This is a genomic window from Megasphaera lornae, assembly GCF_000214495.1.
GTDB lineage: Bacteria > Bacillota > Negativicutes > Veillonellales > Megasphaeraceae > Megasphaera > Megasphaera lornae.
Map to the genome: position 1 here is coordinate 82,687 of NZ_AFIJ01000004.1, position 17,909 is coordinate 100,595.

9 protein-coding genes are annotated in these 17,909 nt (G+C 48.4%); all 9 read left to right on the forward strand.

The features are described from left to right. The first annotated feature begins 118 nt into the window (after positions 1-118). Positions 119-5,002, forward strand: coding sequence for a TonB-dependent receptor plug domain-containing protein (locus HMPREF1039_RS00495; RefSeq protein ID WP_083811850.1), 4,884 nt, complete (start codon positions 119-121; stop codon positions 5,000-5,002). Between the two features lie 171 nt (positions 5,003-5,173). Next, complete coding sequence (uvrB, locus tag HMPREF1039_RS00500; protein WP_007390373.1) at positions 5,174-7,315, forward strand: excinuclease ABC subunit UvrB; 2,142 nt, start codon at positions 5,174-5,176, stop codon at positions 7,313-7,315. 5 nt (positions 7,316-7,320) lie between these two features. After that, a complete protein-coding gene (gene uvrA, locus HMPREF1039_RS00505; RefSeq protein WP_007390333.1) occupies positions 7,321-10,185 on the forward strand; it encodes an excinuclease ABC subunit UvrA in 2,865 nt (954 codons plus the stop codon). Continuing rightward, positions 10,175-12,013, forward strand: a complete 1,839-nt coding sequence (gene uvrC / locus HMPREF1039_RS00510; RefSeq protein WP_007390419.1) for an excinuclease ABC subunit UvrC — start codon at positions 10,175-10,177, stop codon at positions 12,011-12,013. Before uvrA ends, uvrC begins: the two co-directional genes overlap by 11 nt. A 68-nt stretch (positions 12,014-12,081) precedes the next feature. Further along, complete coding sequence (locus tag HMPREF1039_RS00515) at positions 12,082-12,717, forward strand: RsiV family protein (RefSeq protein WP_007390365.1); 636 nt, start codon at positions 12,082-12,084, stop codon at positions 12,715-12,717. Positions 12,718-13,070: 353 nt separating this feature from the next. After that, the gene (locus HMPREF1039_RS00520) at positions 13,071-13,232 is read left to right on the forward strand and encodes a rubredoxin (protein WP_007390360.1); all 162 of its coding nucleotides are present in this window, start codon (positions 13,071-13,073) and stop codon (positions 13,230-13,232) included. Between the two features lie 267 nt (positions 13,233-13,499). After that, positions 13,500-14,693 (forward strand): aminotransferase-like domain-containing protein, encoded by a 1,194-nt coding sequence (locus HMPREF1039_RS00525; protein WP_007390358.1) that lies wholly within the window; start codon positions 13,500-13,502, stop codon positions 14,691-14,693. Positions 14,694-15,326: 633 nt separating this feature from the next. Beyond that, positions 15,327-15,776 (forward strand): hypothetical protein, encoded by a 450-nt coding sequence (locus HMPREF1039_RS07635; protein WP_007390353.1) that lies wholly within the window; start codon positions 15,327-15,329, stop codon positions 15,774-15,776. Positions 15,777-15,888: 112 nt separating this feature from the next. Further along, positions 15,889-17,909: ESPR-type extended signal peptide-containing protein (locus HMPREF1039_RS07880; RefSeq protein WP_007390396.1), on the forward strand; the 2,021-nt coding region annotated here is incomplete at its 3' end.

The following is a 17,909-nucleotide window of genomic DNA, read 5'->3' on the forward strand; positions in this document are numbered from 1 at the left end:
AAGAAAGGTGTTTTCAGCGGAGAAAGGGAAAGCGCAGTAAGAGGAGTGGTTAAACAGCGTGTTTTATGATATACTTTAAAAGTGATAATTATTTTCAATATATAAAGCGAGGTATGTCATGAAACAGTATACATATGCTTCCTTGTCCTTGTTAGTGACGGCGTACATACTGACTCTAGGGAGCGGTGTGCAGGCGGCGTATACGGATGCGGGGAGAACACAAGATGTGGTGGTAAAGACCGATGCGGCGACGGCGGCGGCCCGGTCGGAATCGTTGGAGACAACGATTATCGGTAAGCGGGACATAGAGAATAAAGCGGCAAAATCGGTAGAAGAAGTGATTTTCAGTGAGCCGGGTATGGTGCGTACAGTGGATGCCATGGGACGGGTTACGTTGTCCATGCGCGGGGCGGAGCCGCGACATACGTTGCTTTTAGTGGACGGACAACCGGTTTTGGGGAATGTTGACAAATATAATGGCGCCGGTGATGAATTACAACGGTTGGGAACGGACAATGTAGAACGGATAGAAGTGATACAGGGAGCCGCCTCGGCAAAATACGGTGCAGATGCCATGGGCGGGGTAGTGAATATTGTTACGAAAAAGGCTGCAAAAAAAGCGGCGTTTACAGTACGAGCGGAAAATCGAAAAGCAGCGGCTTCCGACGGGAGTCTGTATGGAAATTATTTTTTACGTGCCGACAGCGGGAGCACCGGCAAGGGGCGGCTTGCGTTGTATGCCGGTCGGCGAACGATTGCGCCCATATATAGTGAAAAGGTATTTCGCGGGGCGATAAATTATGCGGGCGATTTCCGTACGTCCTTGCGGTATTATGGTGATATTAAAAATACGGGGCTGCTCGTTTCGTATGCACCGGCGAAAGATAAAGTGCTGCATATGGCTGCGGATACGGTGCGGGAAGATATGAAACGGTTTGTAAAACATAGAGATGACAGTCCGGAACCGGTAGTATTATACACGCGTAATATAAACCGAAATACGTATGCCGTATATTATGAAGACCGGAGTCGGGGAAAAACGCAGTGGCAAATAGAAATGCAGTATGCGAAGTTGCATGAAGCGGATACGGCCATCGGTTCCAAAGCCGCCTTTTCGCCGTTTGAAGGGAAAAATACGCTGGTGTATTTAGATACCTTACAGCATACGCAGGGCACGATAAAAGTAGCGGCGCAGACGCAAATCAATGCATCTCATCTTCTGTCGTGGGGCGGCGGCTATGCGCGGGAAGAAGGAGAAGGCGCCCGCTTGTCGGATGCGCCGGTGACACATGCGGTAACGATTGATCCGTGGGAGTATGATAAGAATTTATATACGGAAAAAGGGGTGGGAAAACCTGCTTCGAATATACATGATTGGCCTTTTTATAAAGATAAAAGCGGTCATATGGGTGTGGATTTAGTCTATGATCAGTATGGGTATCGGCAGGGAACCCGTTCCCTCGCACCGGCATATACGTATGACGATTATACTAAAGAGGAAGAGGACGAGAATGAAGATCCGACAGTACAGGCGCAGCGAGACAAAAGAAAAGCTGCGTTTGCCGAGGAGCTTCGCCGGGAAAATGGTAAACGTAACAAAGAGATTTTAGAAAAGGATGAGGACGGTGAGTGGGACTGGGATGACGATAAGATGGTACGCCGGTATTATGCCTTTCACCCTGAGGGATTGGAGGACGGGGCGTTTCCGTTGACGTGGCACGGAAAGACGTTTATGGAAGAACATAATAAACGGGACAATCAGCTTACTATCGGCAAGGCGGCACTTACTAAACACTATATTTTCCTGTCGGATCTCCGGCAAATCGGGACGGGGACTACGGTCATGTCGTCTGTACGCCGGGATCAAAGCAGTTTGTTCGGCTCACACCTTTCTTTTAATATCGGCTTGACCCGCGCCTTGGATACAGACGGACATACGCGCATAAAAGCGAACGTCGGTACGGCTTATGCGGAACCGGGTATGGGAGAATTGTATTACAATTGGGAAATGTACGGCGGCACTCCCTATGATTTGGGGGTGGGAAAGCTGGGATTTTATTGGCTCGGCAATCCTTATTTAAAGCCGGAAACGTCGCTTAATTTCGATGTGGCCTGGGAAAAAGAAACGCCGCATACGGAAGCCCGGATCAATGTGTTTCATCATCGGATAAAAAATTACATGAGTGTGTATTTTACGGGGCAGTTACTGCATTTCAGAAAGCAGGACGTGCATACGTGGCTCATGCCGCCGGACATGCTCTATAGTTTTAAAAACTTGGGACAGGCGCATATAACGGGCGTGGAACTTTCCTTGGCACACCGGTTTTTGCATCATTGGCGGGCAAAATTGGGATATACGTATGTACAGGCGATCAATGAGAGCGATCCGGACATGCCGAAACGTTTGTTAAATAAACCGATGCATAAAGTGGATGTGTCGTTGGGATATGAACATAACGGCTGGAAAGCGACGCTTTGGGGCGACTATTATGTACATATGTTGGACAGTAATACAGTCAGTCATGACGGCAATTATGTGGAATTAACGGATGAATTTCATCGGTCGCCGGAGGGATATAGGCGAGAACGGTTAGTAGAGGACGCGACCGTTCCCGATCCGCGGCACACCGGCCGGCGGGGGTATCAGGAACTGGAATATACCTTTTCTTCTAAAAAATTGCAGACGTATAAGAATAAGACCTTCGGTATCTGGAATTTGCTGATTCAAAAGCGGGTAAATCCGGCGGCGGCAGTATATGTGGGGATCGATAATCTATTTGATCATCGTGATGATGCGCAAGCGATGTCGGCGCGGACGTACAAGGTGGGAGCACGGTTTTCTTTGGATGGCGGTGAAGTGCGGACGAAAACGGCACGGAAGACTAACGGCACGTCCGGTCGTCCGGCGGCGTCTGCGGGTTCATGGTTTATCGGCCAACCGGCGTTGCCGCAACGGGCAGGAGTGCAAGTTCATGGCGCGTATGCTGTGCGGTGGCAGGCGTTTACCGGTAAGGATAAGCCTGAAGGCGTACGGGTCACAACGCAGGCAACGGTAGGATCGGCTTATAAAAATTATGCGGAAAAAGGCGGACACGGGTTTGCGCAGCGGCTGTCAGTAGAGGCGACGGCAAAACTGGGAAGACGGTCGTATGTGACGCTTGCCGGCAGTGCGGACGGTATGCCCGGGAGCGATACGGCGTATGATACAAGTGATTCGCGCGGCTTGAATGCGCAACATGTGGATACGGCGGCAATTACTCGACGGGATAATACGTGGGATATCGCCGTCGGTCGTTTGCAGGAACCGCTGGGGCTAAGCGGCTATTGGTTCCGACAGACCTTTGACGGCGTACGGATCGTCAGGACGGGAAAGGGAATGCAAGTTCGCGTCGGGTACGGCGATTTTTCACAACAAACGGGAATTAAAGATTCCGCTTATTCCCGGGCGTTATGGGGCACGTTTTATCGACCGCCGACAAAATCGGAGTGGTTGGGTATACAGCCCTTGAATGCGAGTGCCTCGGAAAGGTATCAAAACGGGGCGGTATATACGAAAGATTACGGGTCCTTATATGCAGCGTTAGTGAAAGCCGGAAATTTTGCGGAAGAATATAAGATTTTTAAACAGTATAAAGCCGTGATGGATGCGTACGGCGATGAACAGTATCAAAAAAAGACGAAGTCCGCATTGGCTACCTTGGGGCAATATGAGGTAAATACTTATATGTGGGAAAAAATAACGCTCACCGATGCGCGAGGGAAGAAACAAACGTTTTTGGCGGCAGTTATTCCGCTGGCAACCGGCAATACGGCGTCTATTGAGGATATACAAACCATGCGGAAATGGGGACAAACGGCCTTTGAGAATACAGAAAATAAGATTAAGCAGACGCCTTTCAACGGTAAGCGTTATATCAGTCAGTCCGGTATCATAAAACCGGGAATGTATACGATACAAACGGAATTTTACGGCTACGGTATGTATAAGGGTAAGGACGTGCTGCAGGATTTGGGCATAACTTCTATAGGACAACGTGGGGGTATTGCTTTTGATAAGGTACGGAAGGAAGAATTTCAAACAATAAGTCGGCAAGAAGCATTGGAAAAGGCTCGGACTTCTATATATGATCGCACGACTGCATGGGAAAAAGTACAGGCCGTGCAGCATGAACAGCCGGTATACGGATGGGAAAAAGCGACGATTTCACCGGTAATGAAATCCGTTTTGTTACGGCTGGCCGGTCCGGAAGGATGGAAACCGGAAAATGACAGTTCTCTGCCCTTGCAATGCTTAGGTAAACAAGGTTATCGCCTGCGACAAGACGGTATGATATTGCAACAGGATGCCGTGCCCTCTTTGCAACGGGCCGCATTTGTACAACTCAAACGGCAAGTGAATCGGCATTGGGGCTGGCAGGTATGGGGGTTGCATTCTGTCGGCGATGCGGCGTACACGACGAGTGCCGTACAAGCGGGTCGTGTGGTACCCCGCACCTTCCGTACGCGGGCGGCGGTTATCGGCTTGGGCATACAAGTCAAAGTGTTGCCGCAGGTTACCGTTTCCGCGGAAGCGGGGCAAAATTATACGGCTTTGGCGCGGTATCTCAACGGATCTACCGTATATGACCATCCGGAACATAGTAATGTGTTTACTGTAAAAGGGCATACGGACGGTAACGCTCCCTATTTTATGGTCTATCGGTTGGATTGCGGCGCGTATGACAGGCGGCGTCCGGGAAGTTGGCATATGTTTTTAGATTACAAATATTTCCAACACGGTTCTTTCTTTGGCGGCAACGGCACGGAAAGTGTCCCGGATCGGTATTTGGACGGTGTATCCTGCTTTACGGTCGGCAGTGACTATGCGGTGAAGAAAAATCTTTCTCTGGCGGCTTACTATACGTTCGGCGTTAAAGGGATTCATGAGCGGGACAGTCTTTATGGACCGGAACGGTTTACGTTGGGGGATTATTTGCGGGTACAGGGAACGTATCATTTTTAAATGGACGTACACTGTGCGCCGCACGATAGAGGAAAAAAACGCGGTTCATCTTCGGATGGACCGCGTTTTTTCCGGGCCCGGGGAAAGGGCTTTTTACTATACAGTAGCAACGTACCATGATATACTTAGTAATTAATAATAGTTATTTTTTAATGCTTTCGAGGTAACATCATGGATATACACACACATTTAAGTAAGGATTATGACGATTCGCAACCGTTTCATGTGGTAGCACCGTATGCTCCGACCGGGGATCAACCGCAGGCCGTCGCGTCGTTGACGGCGGGGATTCGTTCCGGGCAATGGGCGCAGGTATTACTGGGCGCAACGGGGACCGGGAAAACGTATACGATGGCCAAGGTAATTGAGGCTGTACAAAAGCCGACCTTGGTTATTGCGCATAATAAAACCTTGGCGGCACAATTATGCAGCGAGTTTAAGCAGTTTTTTCCGAATAATGAGGTGGCATATTTTGTCAGTTATTATGATTATTATCAGCCGGAAGCGTATATTGCCGCCACCGATACGTATATTGAAAAAGATTCGGCCATTAATGATGAGATTGATAAGCTGCGCCATTCGGCGACCATGAGTTTATTTGAACGACGGGATGTCATTATTGTGGCTTCCGTATCGTGTATTTACGGGTTGGGCGATCCGGAAGATTACAGTGAACTGGTCGTATCTTTGCGGTTGGGACAGGAAAAAGAACAGACGGAGATTTTACGTAAATTGGTAGCCGTGCAATATACACGGAGTCAAATGACCTTGCAACGCGGGACCTTTCGGGTACTCGGGGATACGATTGAAGTGTTTCCCGTGTCGTTTGATAATACAGTCGTGCGAATTGAAATGTTCGGCGATGAAATTGAGCGGTTGACCGAAGTGGACGCTTTGACCGGAGAGGTGGTGGCCGAACGCAAACATGTGGCGATTTATCCGGCCAGTCACTATGTGACGACGAAGGAAAAGATGACGCGGGCGGTGGCGACGATTGAGGCGGAATTGGCGGCACGGTTACAGGAGCTGAAGCGGGACGGCAAGCTGTTGGAAGCGCAGCGATTGGAGCAGCGGACCCGGTATGACATAGAAATGATGATGGAAATGGGCTATTGCTCGGGGATTGAAAATTATTCTCGCCATTTAGCGGGGCGAAAAGCGGGAGAAACGCCGTATACATTATTGGATTATTTTCCGGAAGATTATTTGATTATGGTGGATGAATCGCATGTAACCTTACCGCAGTTACGTGCTATGTATGCCGGCGACCGATCGCGAAAGGAAAATTTAATCGAATACGGATTTCGGCTGCCTTCGGCACTGGATAATCGCCCGTTGCGGTTTGAAGAATTTGTGGAACGTATTAATCAGATTATTTATGTCAGCGCCACGCCGGGACCGTATGAAATGGAAGCGGCGACGAATGTGGCCCATCAGATTATTCGGCCTACGGGGTTGACGGATCCGACGATTGAAGTCCGTCCGATTGCCGGACAACTGGATGATTTGTTGGGAGAAATTCGCTTGCGAACGGAGCGAAAGGAACGGGTGCTGGTCACGACGTTGACGAAGAAAATGGCGGAAGATTTAACGGAGTATATGCGGGAAATGGGAGTCCGTATCCGGTATTTACATTCGGATATTGCGACCTTTGCGCGCGCCGAAATTATTCGCGATTTGCGAGCCGGCGAGTTTGATGTGCTGGTGGGGATTAATTTATTACGTGAAGGGCTGGATTTGCCGGAAGTATCCTTAGTGGCTATTTTGGATGCCGACAAAGAAGGTTTTTTACGTTCCTATACCGCTTTTATTCAGACCATGGGACGGGCGGCCCGCAATGCCCGGGGAAAGGTTATTATGTATGCCGACCGCATGACGGATTCCATGCGGCGGGCTATTGCGGAAACGGCACGACGCCGTGCCGTACAGGAGGCTTATAATAAGGAACATCATATTGTGCCGCAGACGGTAAAAAAAGAAGTGGTAGATTTAATCGAGCTGACGAAGGTGGCGGAAGCCCCTCGACCGTACGGTGCGCAACAAGAGGCGCCGCTTACGCCGGAAGCCTTGCAAAAGGTTATTCGTACGGTAACGCGGCAAATGAACGAAGCGGTCAAGCAGTTGAAGTTTGAACAGGCGGCGGTATTGCGCGATCGCTTGGGAAGCTTGCGGCAACAGTTGGCGGATCTTTCGCAAGATGATACGTTACCGCCGGCCCTGCGGGGGCGGGATATGCCGAAGGCTCGGTATAAGCGGAAAGTAAAACGGCCGGATCGCAAAGCCGTATTTTCTATGACCCGGCAAAAGGAGTAAGAAGGATGGCGGATACGTATATTACCATTAAAGGAGCAAGACAACATAATTTAAAAAATATTGATGTACAAATTCCTCGTCGGACGTTAACCGTGTTTACCGGTTTGTCCGGGTCGGGAAAGTCGTCCCTGGCCTTTGATACGATTTATGCGGAAGGGCAGCGACGGTATGTAGAATCTTTATCCGCTTATGCCAGACAGTTTTTAGGGCAAATGGATAAACCGGATGTGGATTATATTGAGGGGCTGTCGCCGGCAATTTCTATTGATCAGAAAACGACGGGACGAAATCCCCGTTCTACAGTGGGAACGGTAACGGAAATTTATGACTATTTACGGTTGCTGTATGCCCGTGCGGGAGAGGCATTTTGTCCGCAGTGCGGCAAGCCTATCAGGCAACAGACCATACAGGAAATGACCGATGCCGTGATGACCTTGCCGACGGGAACCAAACTAATGGTCATGGCCCCGGTGGCGGAAGGGAGAAAGGGAACGCACCGGAAACTTTTGACCCGGCTCATTAAAGACGGATATGTGCGCGTACGCATTGACGGGGAGGTTTATCGGTTAAGTGAGGATATTACGCCGGAAAAGAATAAAAAACATACGATTGAAGTCATTGTCGATCGGTTGGTAATGAAAGATTCCATTGCCGCGCGGCTGACGGATTCTTTGGAAACGGCGGCTAAATTGAGCGGCGGCATTCTGCGGGTGCTTAATGTGGAAACGGGGGAAGTATTGACGTACAGTCAGCATTTTTCTTGTCCGGAGTGTCATCTGAGTTTGCCGGAAATAGAGCCGCGGTTATTTTCTTTTAACAGTCCCTTCGGCGCCTGCCCCGCCTGTTCGGGCTTGGGAAGTACGATGGAAGTGGAAGAACGGTTGGTGATTCCCGATCGTCACAAAGCTTTTTCTCAAGGGGCGGTCGCCGCCTTGTCGAACAATCCCGATTCATGGTTTATGCGGCAGTTGGCGGCATTTTTAGAACAACACGGCGCTTCTTTAGACGCTTCGTTTGCCGATTTGTCGCCGGCGGTACAGCAGAAACTCCTTTGGGGAACCGAAGAACTTTGCGTGTTTTCTTATAAAAATTTACACGGTCGGAGTAAGACTTTTTCCGTGCCCTTTGAGGGAATTTGTCCGATGGTCCGGCGGCGGTACGGTGAAGCTTCGACGGATATGATGCGGGAGCAATTTGCCCGCTTTATGCAGGTTACGCCGTGTCGTACGTGTCACGGGGCACGGTTACGTTCGGAAGCATTGGCGATTCGTCTGGGCGGGTTGGACATTTCGCAAGTGACACAATTGTCGGTGCAGGCGTTGCTGTCCTTTTTTAAAAAGCTGTCGTTAACGCCCCGGCAGGCGTTGATCGGCAAACAAGTACTGAAAGAAATTAAAGCGCGATTGCAGTTTTTGCAGAATGTAGGATTGTCGTATTTGACGTTGTCGCGGTCGGCCGGTACGTTGTCGGGCGGAGAAGCACAGCGGATTCGGTTGGCGACGCAAATCGGTTCGGGATTGGTGGGCGTGTTGTATATTTTGGATGAGCCTTCTATCGGTTTACATCAACGGGACAATGATAAATTATTACAAGCCTTGAAGAATTTACGCGATCTGGGAAATACGTTAATTGTAGTGGAACATGATGAAGATACGATACGAGCGGCGGACTGGGTAGTCGATATGGGACCGGCGGCCGGCAGCGGCGGCGGTCGGATTGTGGCGCAGGGACCGGTATCCGTTATTGAACAGTGTGCGGACTCGGTAACCGGGCAATATATTACCGGCACGAAGTATATCCCGTTGCCGCCTGTACGACGGCGGGGGAACGGGAAGTCGCTTACGATCCTGGGAGCTGCGGAACATAACTTGAAGAACCTGGATGTGACCTTTCCTTTGGGCGTATTGACCGTAGTGACCGGCGTTTCCGGGTCGGGAAAATCGACGCTGGTCAATGATATTTTATATAAAGCCATGGCGGAAGCGCTGTACGGTACGATTCACCGACCTGGAGCTTTTACGGCCTTACGGGGCGTAGAAAATATTGATAAAATCATTAATATCGATCAGTCGCCGATCGGCCGTACGCCCCGCTCCAATCCGGCAACGTATACGGGTGTATTGGATCCGATTCGGCAGTTGTTCAGTCAAACGGCGGAGGCTAAAATTCGCGGCTATGCGGCGGGGCGGTTCAGTTTTAATGTTAAGGGCGGTCGCTGTGAAGCTTGTCGCGGAGACGGCATTATACGGATTGAAATGAATTTTTTACCCGATGTGTATGTGCCCTGCGAAGTATGTCATGGCGAGCGATATAATCGGGAAACGCTGGAAGTGAAGTATAAAGGAAAAACGATTTCGCAAGTGTTGCAAATGACGGTTGCCGAAGCGAGGGAATTTTTTGCCGCCATTCCCCGTATTTCCCGTAAATTGCAGACGTTGCAAGAGGTGGGGCTGGGATATATACAATTGGGGCAAGCGGCTACCACCTTATCGGGAGGCGAAGCGCAGCGGATTAAATTGGCGGCGGAATTGTCCAAACGCAGTACGGGTCGTACGTTGTACATTTTGGATGAACCTACTACGGGGCTGCATACGGCCGATATTCATAAATTATTGGAAATGTTGCAGCGATTGGTGCAGGGCGGCGATACGGTAGTCGTTATTGAACATAATTTGGATGTCATTAAAACGGCGGATTATGTGATTGATCTGGGCCCGGAAGGCGGGGACGGCGGCGGCACGATAGTCGCCGCCGGTACGCCGGAAGAGATTTGTCGTATACGTACTTCCTATACGGGCAACTATTTAAAACCCGTATTGGCACGGACCGAAAAATGGATGCGCCGGGGAGAAAAGCAGGATGTTGAGTGAGGCGGTGTTGGATAAAATACGGCAGTTGCCGTTACAACCGGGTGTATATTTGTGGAAAAATGAGCAGGGACGAATTATTTACGTCGGGAAAGCTGTGGCCTTACGGAATCGCGTGCGTTCGTATCTGCGACAGGATGCACGTCGTTCGCCGAAAGTGGCGGCAATGATGCGGCAGGCGGCGGATGTGGAAACGATGGTGGTGGCCAATGAAATGGAAGCCCTTTTATTGGAAAACACGCTTATTAAAAAGCATCATCCGCGGTATAACATCATGTTGCGGGATGATAAAACGTATCCGTATATTAAGGTTACCGTACAGGAACCGTATGCCCGGGTATTTATGACCCGCCGTATGATTCGAGACGGGGCGAGGTATTTCGGCCCCTTTGCCGATGCGCAGGCCGTGCATCGGATTATTACGCTGCTACAGCGAACGTTTCAATTGCGTTCGTGTCGGACCATGCGACAGGATCGCCCCTGTTTGCAGTACCATTTGCGGCACTGCCCGGCTCCGTGTGCGCAAAAGATTACGCAGGCGGATTATGCGCAGGCCGTGCGGCAGGCGTTGGCGATTTTGGAAGGACGGGATAAACATTTGGTTGTCACGTTGACGGCAAAAATGAATCGGGCCGCAGCGCGCATGGAATTTGAAAAAGCGGCGGCATATAGGGATCAAATACAGGCGGTAACGGTGATTCAGGGACAACAGCATGTCACGCAGGTAGGCGGCGGCGATATGGATGTTGTCGCCTTGGTCAGTGAAGCGGGGCAAACGTGCGTACAAGTGTATATCGTACGACAGGGGCGGCTATTGGGACGAGAAACCTTTTCACTGGAAAACGGTGCGGAAGAAAGGGAAAGTCGGCTGACCGAAGTCGTTTTGGATCAATACTATGCCGCGGCCGGCGAAATCCCCGCTGAAATTGTGGTGGCCGCCTTAGCGCATCCCCGGGCGTATGCGGAACGGTGGCGAAAGCGATGCGGTCGCTCCGTACGGATAACGATTCCGTTGCGAGGAATGAAAAAAAAATTATTGACCATGGCGGAAGAAAACGGGCGGCTGTTGTTGGCCCAGCGACGGTTGCAATGGCAGCATGATCGGGATAAAACCATGGGCGCCGTAGAAGCGTTGGCGCAAATTTTTGATTTACCGCGACTGCCTTTGCGGATGGAGTGCTTTGATATTTCGCATACACAAGGTCTGGAAACGGTGGCTTCCATGGTGGTGTTTGAAAACGGCCGGCCGGCTAAGCGGGAGTACAGGCGGTTTAAATTGCAAACGGTACAGGGCAAGCCGGATGATTTTAAGTCCATGGCCGAAATTATGCGGCGGCGGTATGGGGAAAAAGATTGGCCCGTACCGGATTTAATCGTCATTGACGGCGGGTTGGGGCAATTACATGCGGCCTTGCCGGTGATTCGACAAGCCGGTTGTGAAGCCCCGGTGATCAGTTTGGCAAAGCGGCTGGAAGAAGTGTTTACAGAACATACGACACACCCCGTTATATTGAGCCATCACACGCCGGAATTACAGTTGTTACAGGCCATACGGGATGAATCGCATCGGTTTGCCATTACCTATCATCGTACTTTGCGCGGTAAGCGGGCACTGGTTTCCATTTTGGATCACATTGAGGGGATCGGCCCGAAACGGCGCCGCGCGCTTTGGCAGGCGTTTAAGAACCTGGAGGAAATGAAACAGGCGGATGTGGAAACGTTGGCGGCCGTGCCGGGAATGAATCGACAAGTGGCGGAAAATGTGTATCAGTTCTTTCGGTTGGGGACGGATGAAAAACGAAAATTAACCGGTGTGGCAAAGTCCGTATAAAGAAAGCAGTACCCTATAGCCAAAAAAAATGACTTGTAGTATACTGGGTAAAACAGGAGGTGTGACAGATGAAAAAACAAAAAATATTAGCGGCAGTATGCGCTATTTTTTCTGCAGGTGCCGTCTTGGCGACGGCTGCGGCGCCGGCACAAATTATGCCGCAGGAAGCGATTTTCGTACGTCGCGGCGGCAGCGAGTTTACGTATATATACCCGGCTATAGAAGCGGAAAGCGCGTTGGCCGGCTTGCGGATGAATCAGTATTTTTTAAATGAAAAAGATAGGGAAGCACTGCATTTTGACGGACAGACCGACAATAGTCGCATTAAGCGGGCTTACCAAGTTATGCTGAATGACGGCGATTATGTATCGATTATTGATACGGGCATGTCGTATACACAGGGAGATGCCCATCCGCTTTCGTGGAAACACGGCGTGACCTTTAATGTAGCAACGGGAAAGCAGGTACAGTGGCAATATATGCTGAATGATGAAACGGCGCCGCAGTTGACCTTGGCCAAGATTAACGCCATGTTGCGACAGAGCGGCTATGCGTTGGCACCGGACTTTGCAGGCTTACAGACGTTGCCGCAAAATTTTTACGTCGATGGGCAACGCAATATTCATTTTCTTTTTAATCCGTATGAAATTGCACCGTATGCAGCGGGGATTATTGATTTGAATACGCATGTGCGGGCACAGTGATAAAACAAATAATTAATATTAATAAATAACAGTCGAGCCGTTTCCGGTAGTAATAAAACCGGAACGGCTTTTTTTTAGCGATTTTTATTGTCCGTCAGCAAGCGACAGCGACTAAAAAAAGAGAAAAACAAGGGTAAAAAAAAGATAGGTGATACGAATGAAATCGTGATAAAACAGATAATGAAATTGATTATCTTAAATAAATATTACGTTCACAAATAAAAAGACAACTATAAATTTTTTGAAAAAATATAGAAAATACAGTTGCCAAAAAAGACCGGATATGCTATTATAATTTTAGGTAAGAAATAATGAATATTTGTTAGGTATATTTTTCTAGGAGGTTGTTTATCATGGATAAATACGAATGCACTGTTTGCGGTTACATTTTTGATGAAGCGGAAGGCGATGCGGATTGCGGGATTGCGGCAGGGACTAAGTTTGCCGATTTGGCGGATGACTGGATCTGTCCGATGTGCGGTGCCGATAAAGGCTCCTTCAAGAAAGTAGACTAAGAACAAAATTCAAACAGTACGGATCGGAAAGATCGACAGTATGTCGGTCTTTCTTTTTTTTTCGACTACTTGACGAAGGATAGTTTTTTATTTACTATAGTAAATAAAATTATGGCGTACCGGCGGCATATATATGGGAAAACTGTAGGCTTATACGAATTATGAGTATATTTTTATGGAATATTAAAATTGAATAAAAGTAATAAATGTGCTATACTGAACATACCGTAAATACGTAGGGAAATCAAAAAAAAGGAGTGACGATGTATGAAGTTTTCAACATTGGCAAGCGGGTTAAAGGCATCAGAAATACGTGAGATTTTAAAGTTGACGACGCAACCGGAAATTATTTCTTTTGCCGGCGGGTTGCCGGCACCGGAATTTTTTCCTATTGAAGAATTGAAAAAAGTGGATGCGGAAATTTTGGAAAAAGAAGGGATGCAGGCGGTACAATACGGTACGACGGAAGGCTACTTGCCGTTACGGGAAAAAATTGCCGAACATATGAAAACGGCGTTCGGCGTGGACTGTTCGGCGGAAGAGTTGATGATTACCTCCGGATCGCAGCAAGGGTTATCCTTATTATCGCAAATTTTTTTAGATCCGGACGATGTGGTACTGGTGGAAAGTCCCACGTATTTGGGCGCTATTAATGCGTTTACCTTACAGCACCCCCGCTTTATAGAAGTGCCGACGGATGAACAGGGCATTATTCCGGAGGCGTTGGAGAAGATTTTACAGGAACACGGCAAGGCGGTGCGACTGATGTATGTCATTCCCGAATTTCAGAATCCTACGGGGATTACCTGGACGGAAGAACGGCGCAAGGCATTCATGAAAGTGGTCGGCGCCTACGATTTTCCCATTATTGAAGATGATCCGTACGGCGAGTTGCGGTATGACGGAGAAAAAATGAAGGCCTTGAAATCCCTGGATACGAAGGGGCAACTTATCTTTCTCGGTTCTTTTTCAAAGATATTTATGCCCGGCTTGCGGCTTGCCTGGATGGCGGCATCTCCGGAAATTTTAGATAAAGCGGTAAAATTAAAGCAGGCGGTAGATTTACAATCTTCTTCCTTTGCGCAGCGACAGGCGTATTACTATATGAAGCGGTATGATATTAATGAGCATGTACGAAATTTGGTACAAGTATATGGAAAAAGACGGACTTTAATGTGTGAGACGATGAAACAATACTTCCCGCAAGGCGTTACCTTTACGTATCCGGAAGGCGGCCTGTTTACGTGGGTTACGCTGCCGGAAGGAATGGATGCAACCGCGTTGATGCCTAAGGTTTTGGCGGAAAAAGTGGCCTATGTGCCGGGCGGTCCTTTTTATCCGCACGGCGGTCATCGCAATCATTTTCGGCTGAATTATTCCAATATGCCGGAAGACCGCATTGTGGAAGGTGTAAAACGGTTGGCGGCAGTATTGACGGAAGAAATGAAAAACATAAAGTAAAATACGACTTTGACTGCACGTATGAATACCCCTCGGCGTTACTGTTCTTACAACAACGCCGAGGGGTTATTATATCCGGGAAGATGCCGCATATAGGGAGAAGGTATCGTTTGGCGGGGCGTACGGTGTCCTGCAAAAAAAAAGATATATCCGCCGCATCGGTCACCGGTTTTCTTGTATGTAAGGTGATAAGATATCTGTTATAGAAATAAAGAAAAAAAGAGAGGTACTTTGATACAATAGGATTTACCACAACCATAAAAGTAGCAAAGGAGACCTCTCATCTAAAAAAATATGATGGAACCGTCAGGATCCCGGCACTTACATCAAGAAGACCGCATAGTAGTCCTAAGGCTCATAAAAAAAGAAGAATTGGCTTTAATACAACGGCTGCTAAGACGTAACGGCGTGTATGGGTTGGCCGAAGTTTACGTGAGGTGCAGAGAAAAAGGATATAAGAAGCTGATAATCCGCCGAAAAAGTTATTTTAAATACGAGAGAATGGACGGCAACTATCCGGGGGATACAGTTCAAATTGATATAAAATATGTTCCGGATGAATGTATTTGCTTTCCAAGTTACGGGAATAGATAGTATCAAATAACAGGAAGAGAGGAATACAGCAGGAAACGCGTGCTGAAAATAGTAAAAGAAAAGAGCCCCTATGAAACGAGCAAATATCTAGTGGAAATTGAGGAAAAAATGGGATTTCCCATTCGCATGATTCAAGTAGACAATGGCTATGAATTTGTAAATGATGAGGATCGAACCGCTAAGGATAGTGCATTTGAAAAGATAGTCAAAGCATTACATATGGAGTTAAGAAGGACCGGACCATACGCACCGTGGCAGAATGGTAACGTTGCGCGAAGTCATAGAGAAGATGGAAAAATTCTTTATGGAAGAAAAGTTTTTACAAGCGAACAAGAATTGATAAGACAAGTAGCAAAGCATGAAGCCGGATATAATAAAACCGTAAAGACTAGTCTTAATTTAAAAATCCTAACCAAGTTGTGTCGGAATACTTTTCAAAGTGTAACATATATATTGACAACTGATAATATTTTTCATAAAATAAATTAAGCAATTTTTGATTAAATTTTGCTGATGGAATAAAATAAAACCGCGGAAATTTTATTTCTTAAGGGATATTTTTGGGGAGTATCTCTGATTTCACTTGTAAATGAGAAATTGTATGAATAAAATTTACAAATTGGTTTGGAGCAAAGTCAGAAATACCTGGGTGGTAGCTTCTGAAATTGCTAAGGGACACGGGAAAAGCTCTTCGTCCGAAGGAAACTTAAAACTTCTGAAATCTTTAGTTCTTACGGCACTCCTCGGGAGCTTTATGACAGCAGGTATATCACCTGTTGTTGCGGCACTGACCCCGGATCAGCAGGCTGTCTATGATGCTGTCCTGCAAAAACTGGAAACAGAAAAGAAAATAGTCCACTACTTCTCCGTCGACAGCGCGGATAAAGATGCAGATTCGAACTGGAATAATGACGGTGCGAAAGGACAAGGTGCGGTAGCCATAGGAGTGGGAGCAAAAGCACAAGGGGCCCATTCCATGGCATTAGGATATTTCGTATACGCACAAGGGGAATCTGCCACGGCAGTAGGAGCTCAAGCATGCGCAAATGCGAAAGAGTCCACGGCAGTAGGAGATCAAGCAATAGCAAAAGCGAAAGATTCCACGGCAGTAGGATTCATAGCAAAAGCACAAGCGGACTCTGCCACAGCAGTAGGAACTGACGCACAAGCACAAGAGGACTCTGCCACGGCATTAGGAGCTTCATCACAAGCACAAAATGTCGGTACCACGGCAGTAGGATTCATAGCACAAGCACAAGGGGAATCTGCCACGGCAGTAGGATGTGAAGCACAAGCACTAGGGAAAGCTTCACTGGCATTAGGATGGAAAGCACAAGTAGTCGACGGGGACGAGGCCCTGGCATTAGGACCTGACTCAATCGCAAACGGTGACTTTGCCACGGCATTAGGACGTACTGCAGACGCATATGGGAAGTTTTCCACGGCATTAGGAGGTAACGCAATGGCACTAGCGAAATCTGCCACGGCATTAGGAGCTTTATCAATAGCACGAGGGGAAGCTTCCCTGGCATTAGGACGTGAAGCAATAGCACAAGAAACCGATTCCATGGCATTAGGACGTGAAGCAATAGCACAAGAAACCGATTCCATGGCATTAGGACGTGAAGCAATAGCCTTGGTAAATGGAAGCGTTGCTTTGGGTGAAGGAACAGTAGCCGGCAGAAAAGCAGGAACCGTTGGCTATTTGGCATCTGCCGGTGGTACGACCCTTGATGATGTAGTGAAAGCGCTGGACAAAAAAACGGACTATGATAACTGGACAACAACAATCAATGCATCAAAAGTGGAATACGACAATTTGACAAAGGCATATTTTGACGCAAAAAGGTCAGGGAAAAAAAGAAAAGCTGCGAAAGCGGCTCTTGACACATGGAAAGGAGAGCATCAAGACTTCGTAAAGGATCTGGAAGCGAAGAATAAACTGGAAGCCACATGGAGAGCCACCAAAGCGGCTGTCAGTGTAGGTGTGGACGGAGTCGATAAGGCAGGAAACAGAATTATTGAAAGCCGACAGATTATCAATGTAGCGGCAGGAACAGCAGATACCGACGCAGTGAACGTGGCACAGCTGAAAGCGTTGGCGACCGTACCGATGACGGTGTATGTCGGCGGAAACGTGGTAAAGAATACATATACTCCGGGAAAAGTAGCATGGAGTATGCCGCTTAACGCATTCCGTATGGATTTCGGGGACGGGTTGAAAGCACAAAAAATTGAAAAAGATGGAACCATATATACGCTGGTTACGTTGGATAAGGACAGTTTGAAGAACGATCCTAACTTTAAAGGACCTAAGGGTGAACAAGGCCCGAAGGGCGAACAAGGACCTAAGGGCGAACAAGGCCCGAAGGGCGAACAAGGCCCGAAGGGCGAACAAGGCCCGAAGGGCGAACAAGGCCCGAAGGGCGAACAAGGCCCGAAGGGCGAACAAGGCCCGAAGGGCGAACAAGGCCCGAAGGGCGAACAAGGACCGAAAGGCGAACAAGGACCGAAGGGCGAACAAGGCCCGAAAGGTGAACAAGGACCGAAGGGTGAACAAGGCCCGAAAGGCGAACAAGAACCGAAGGGTGAACAAGAACCGAAGGGCGAACAAGGACCGAA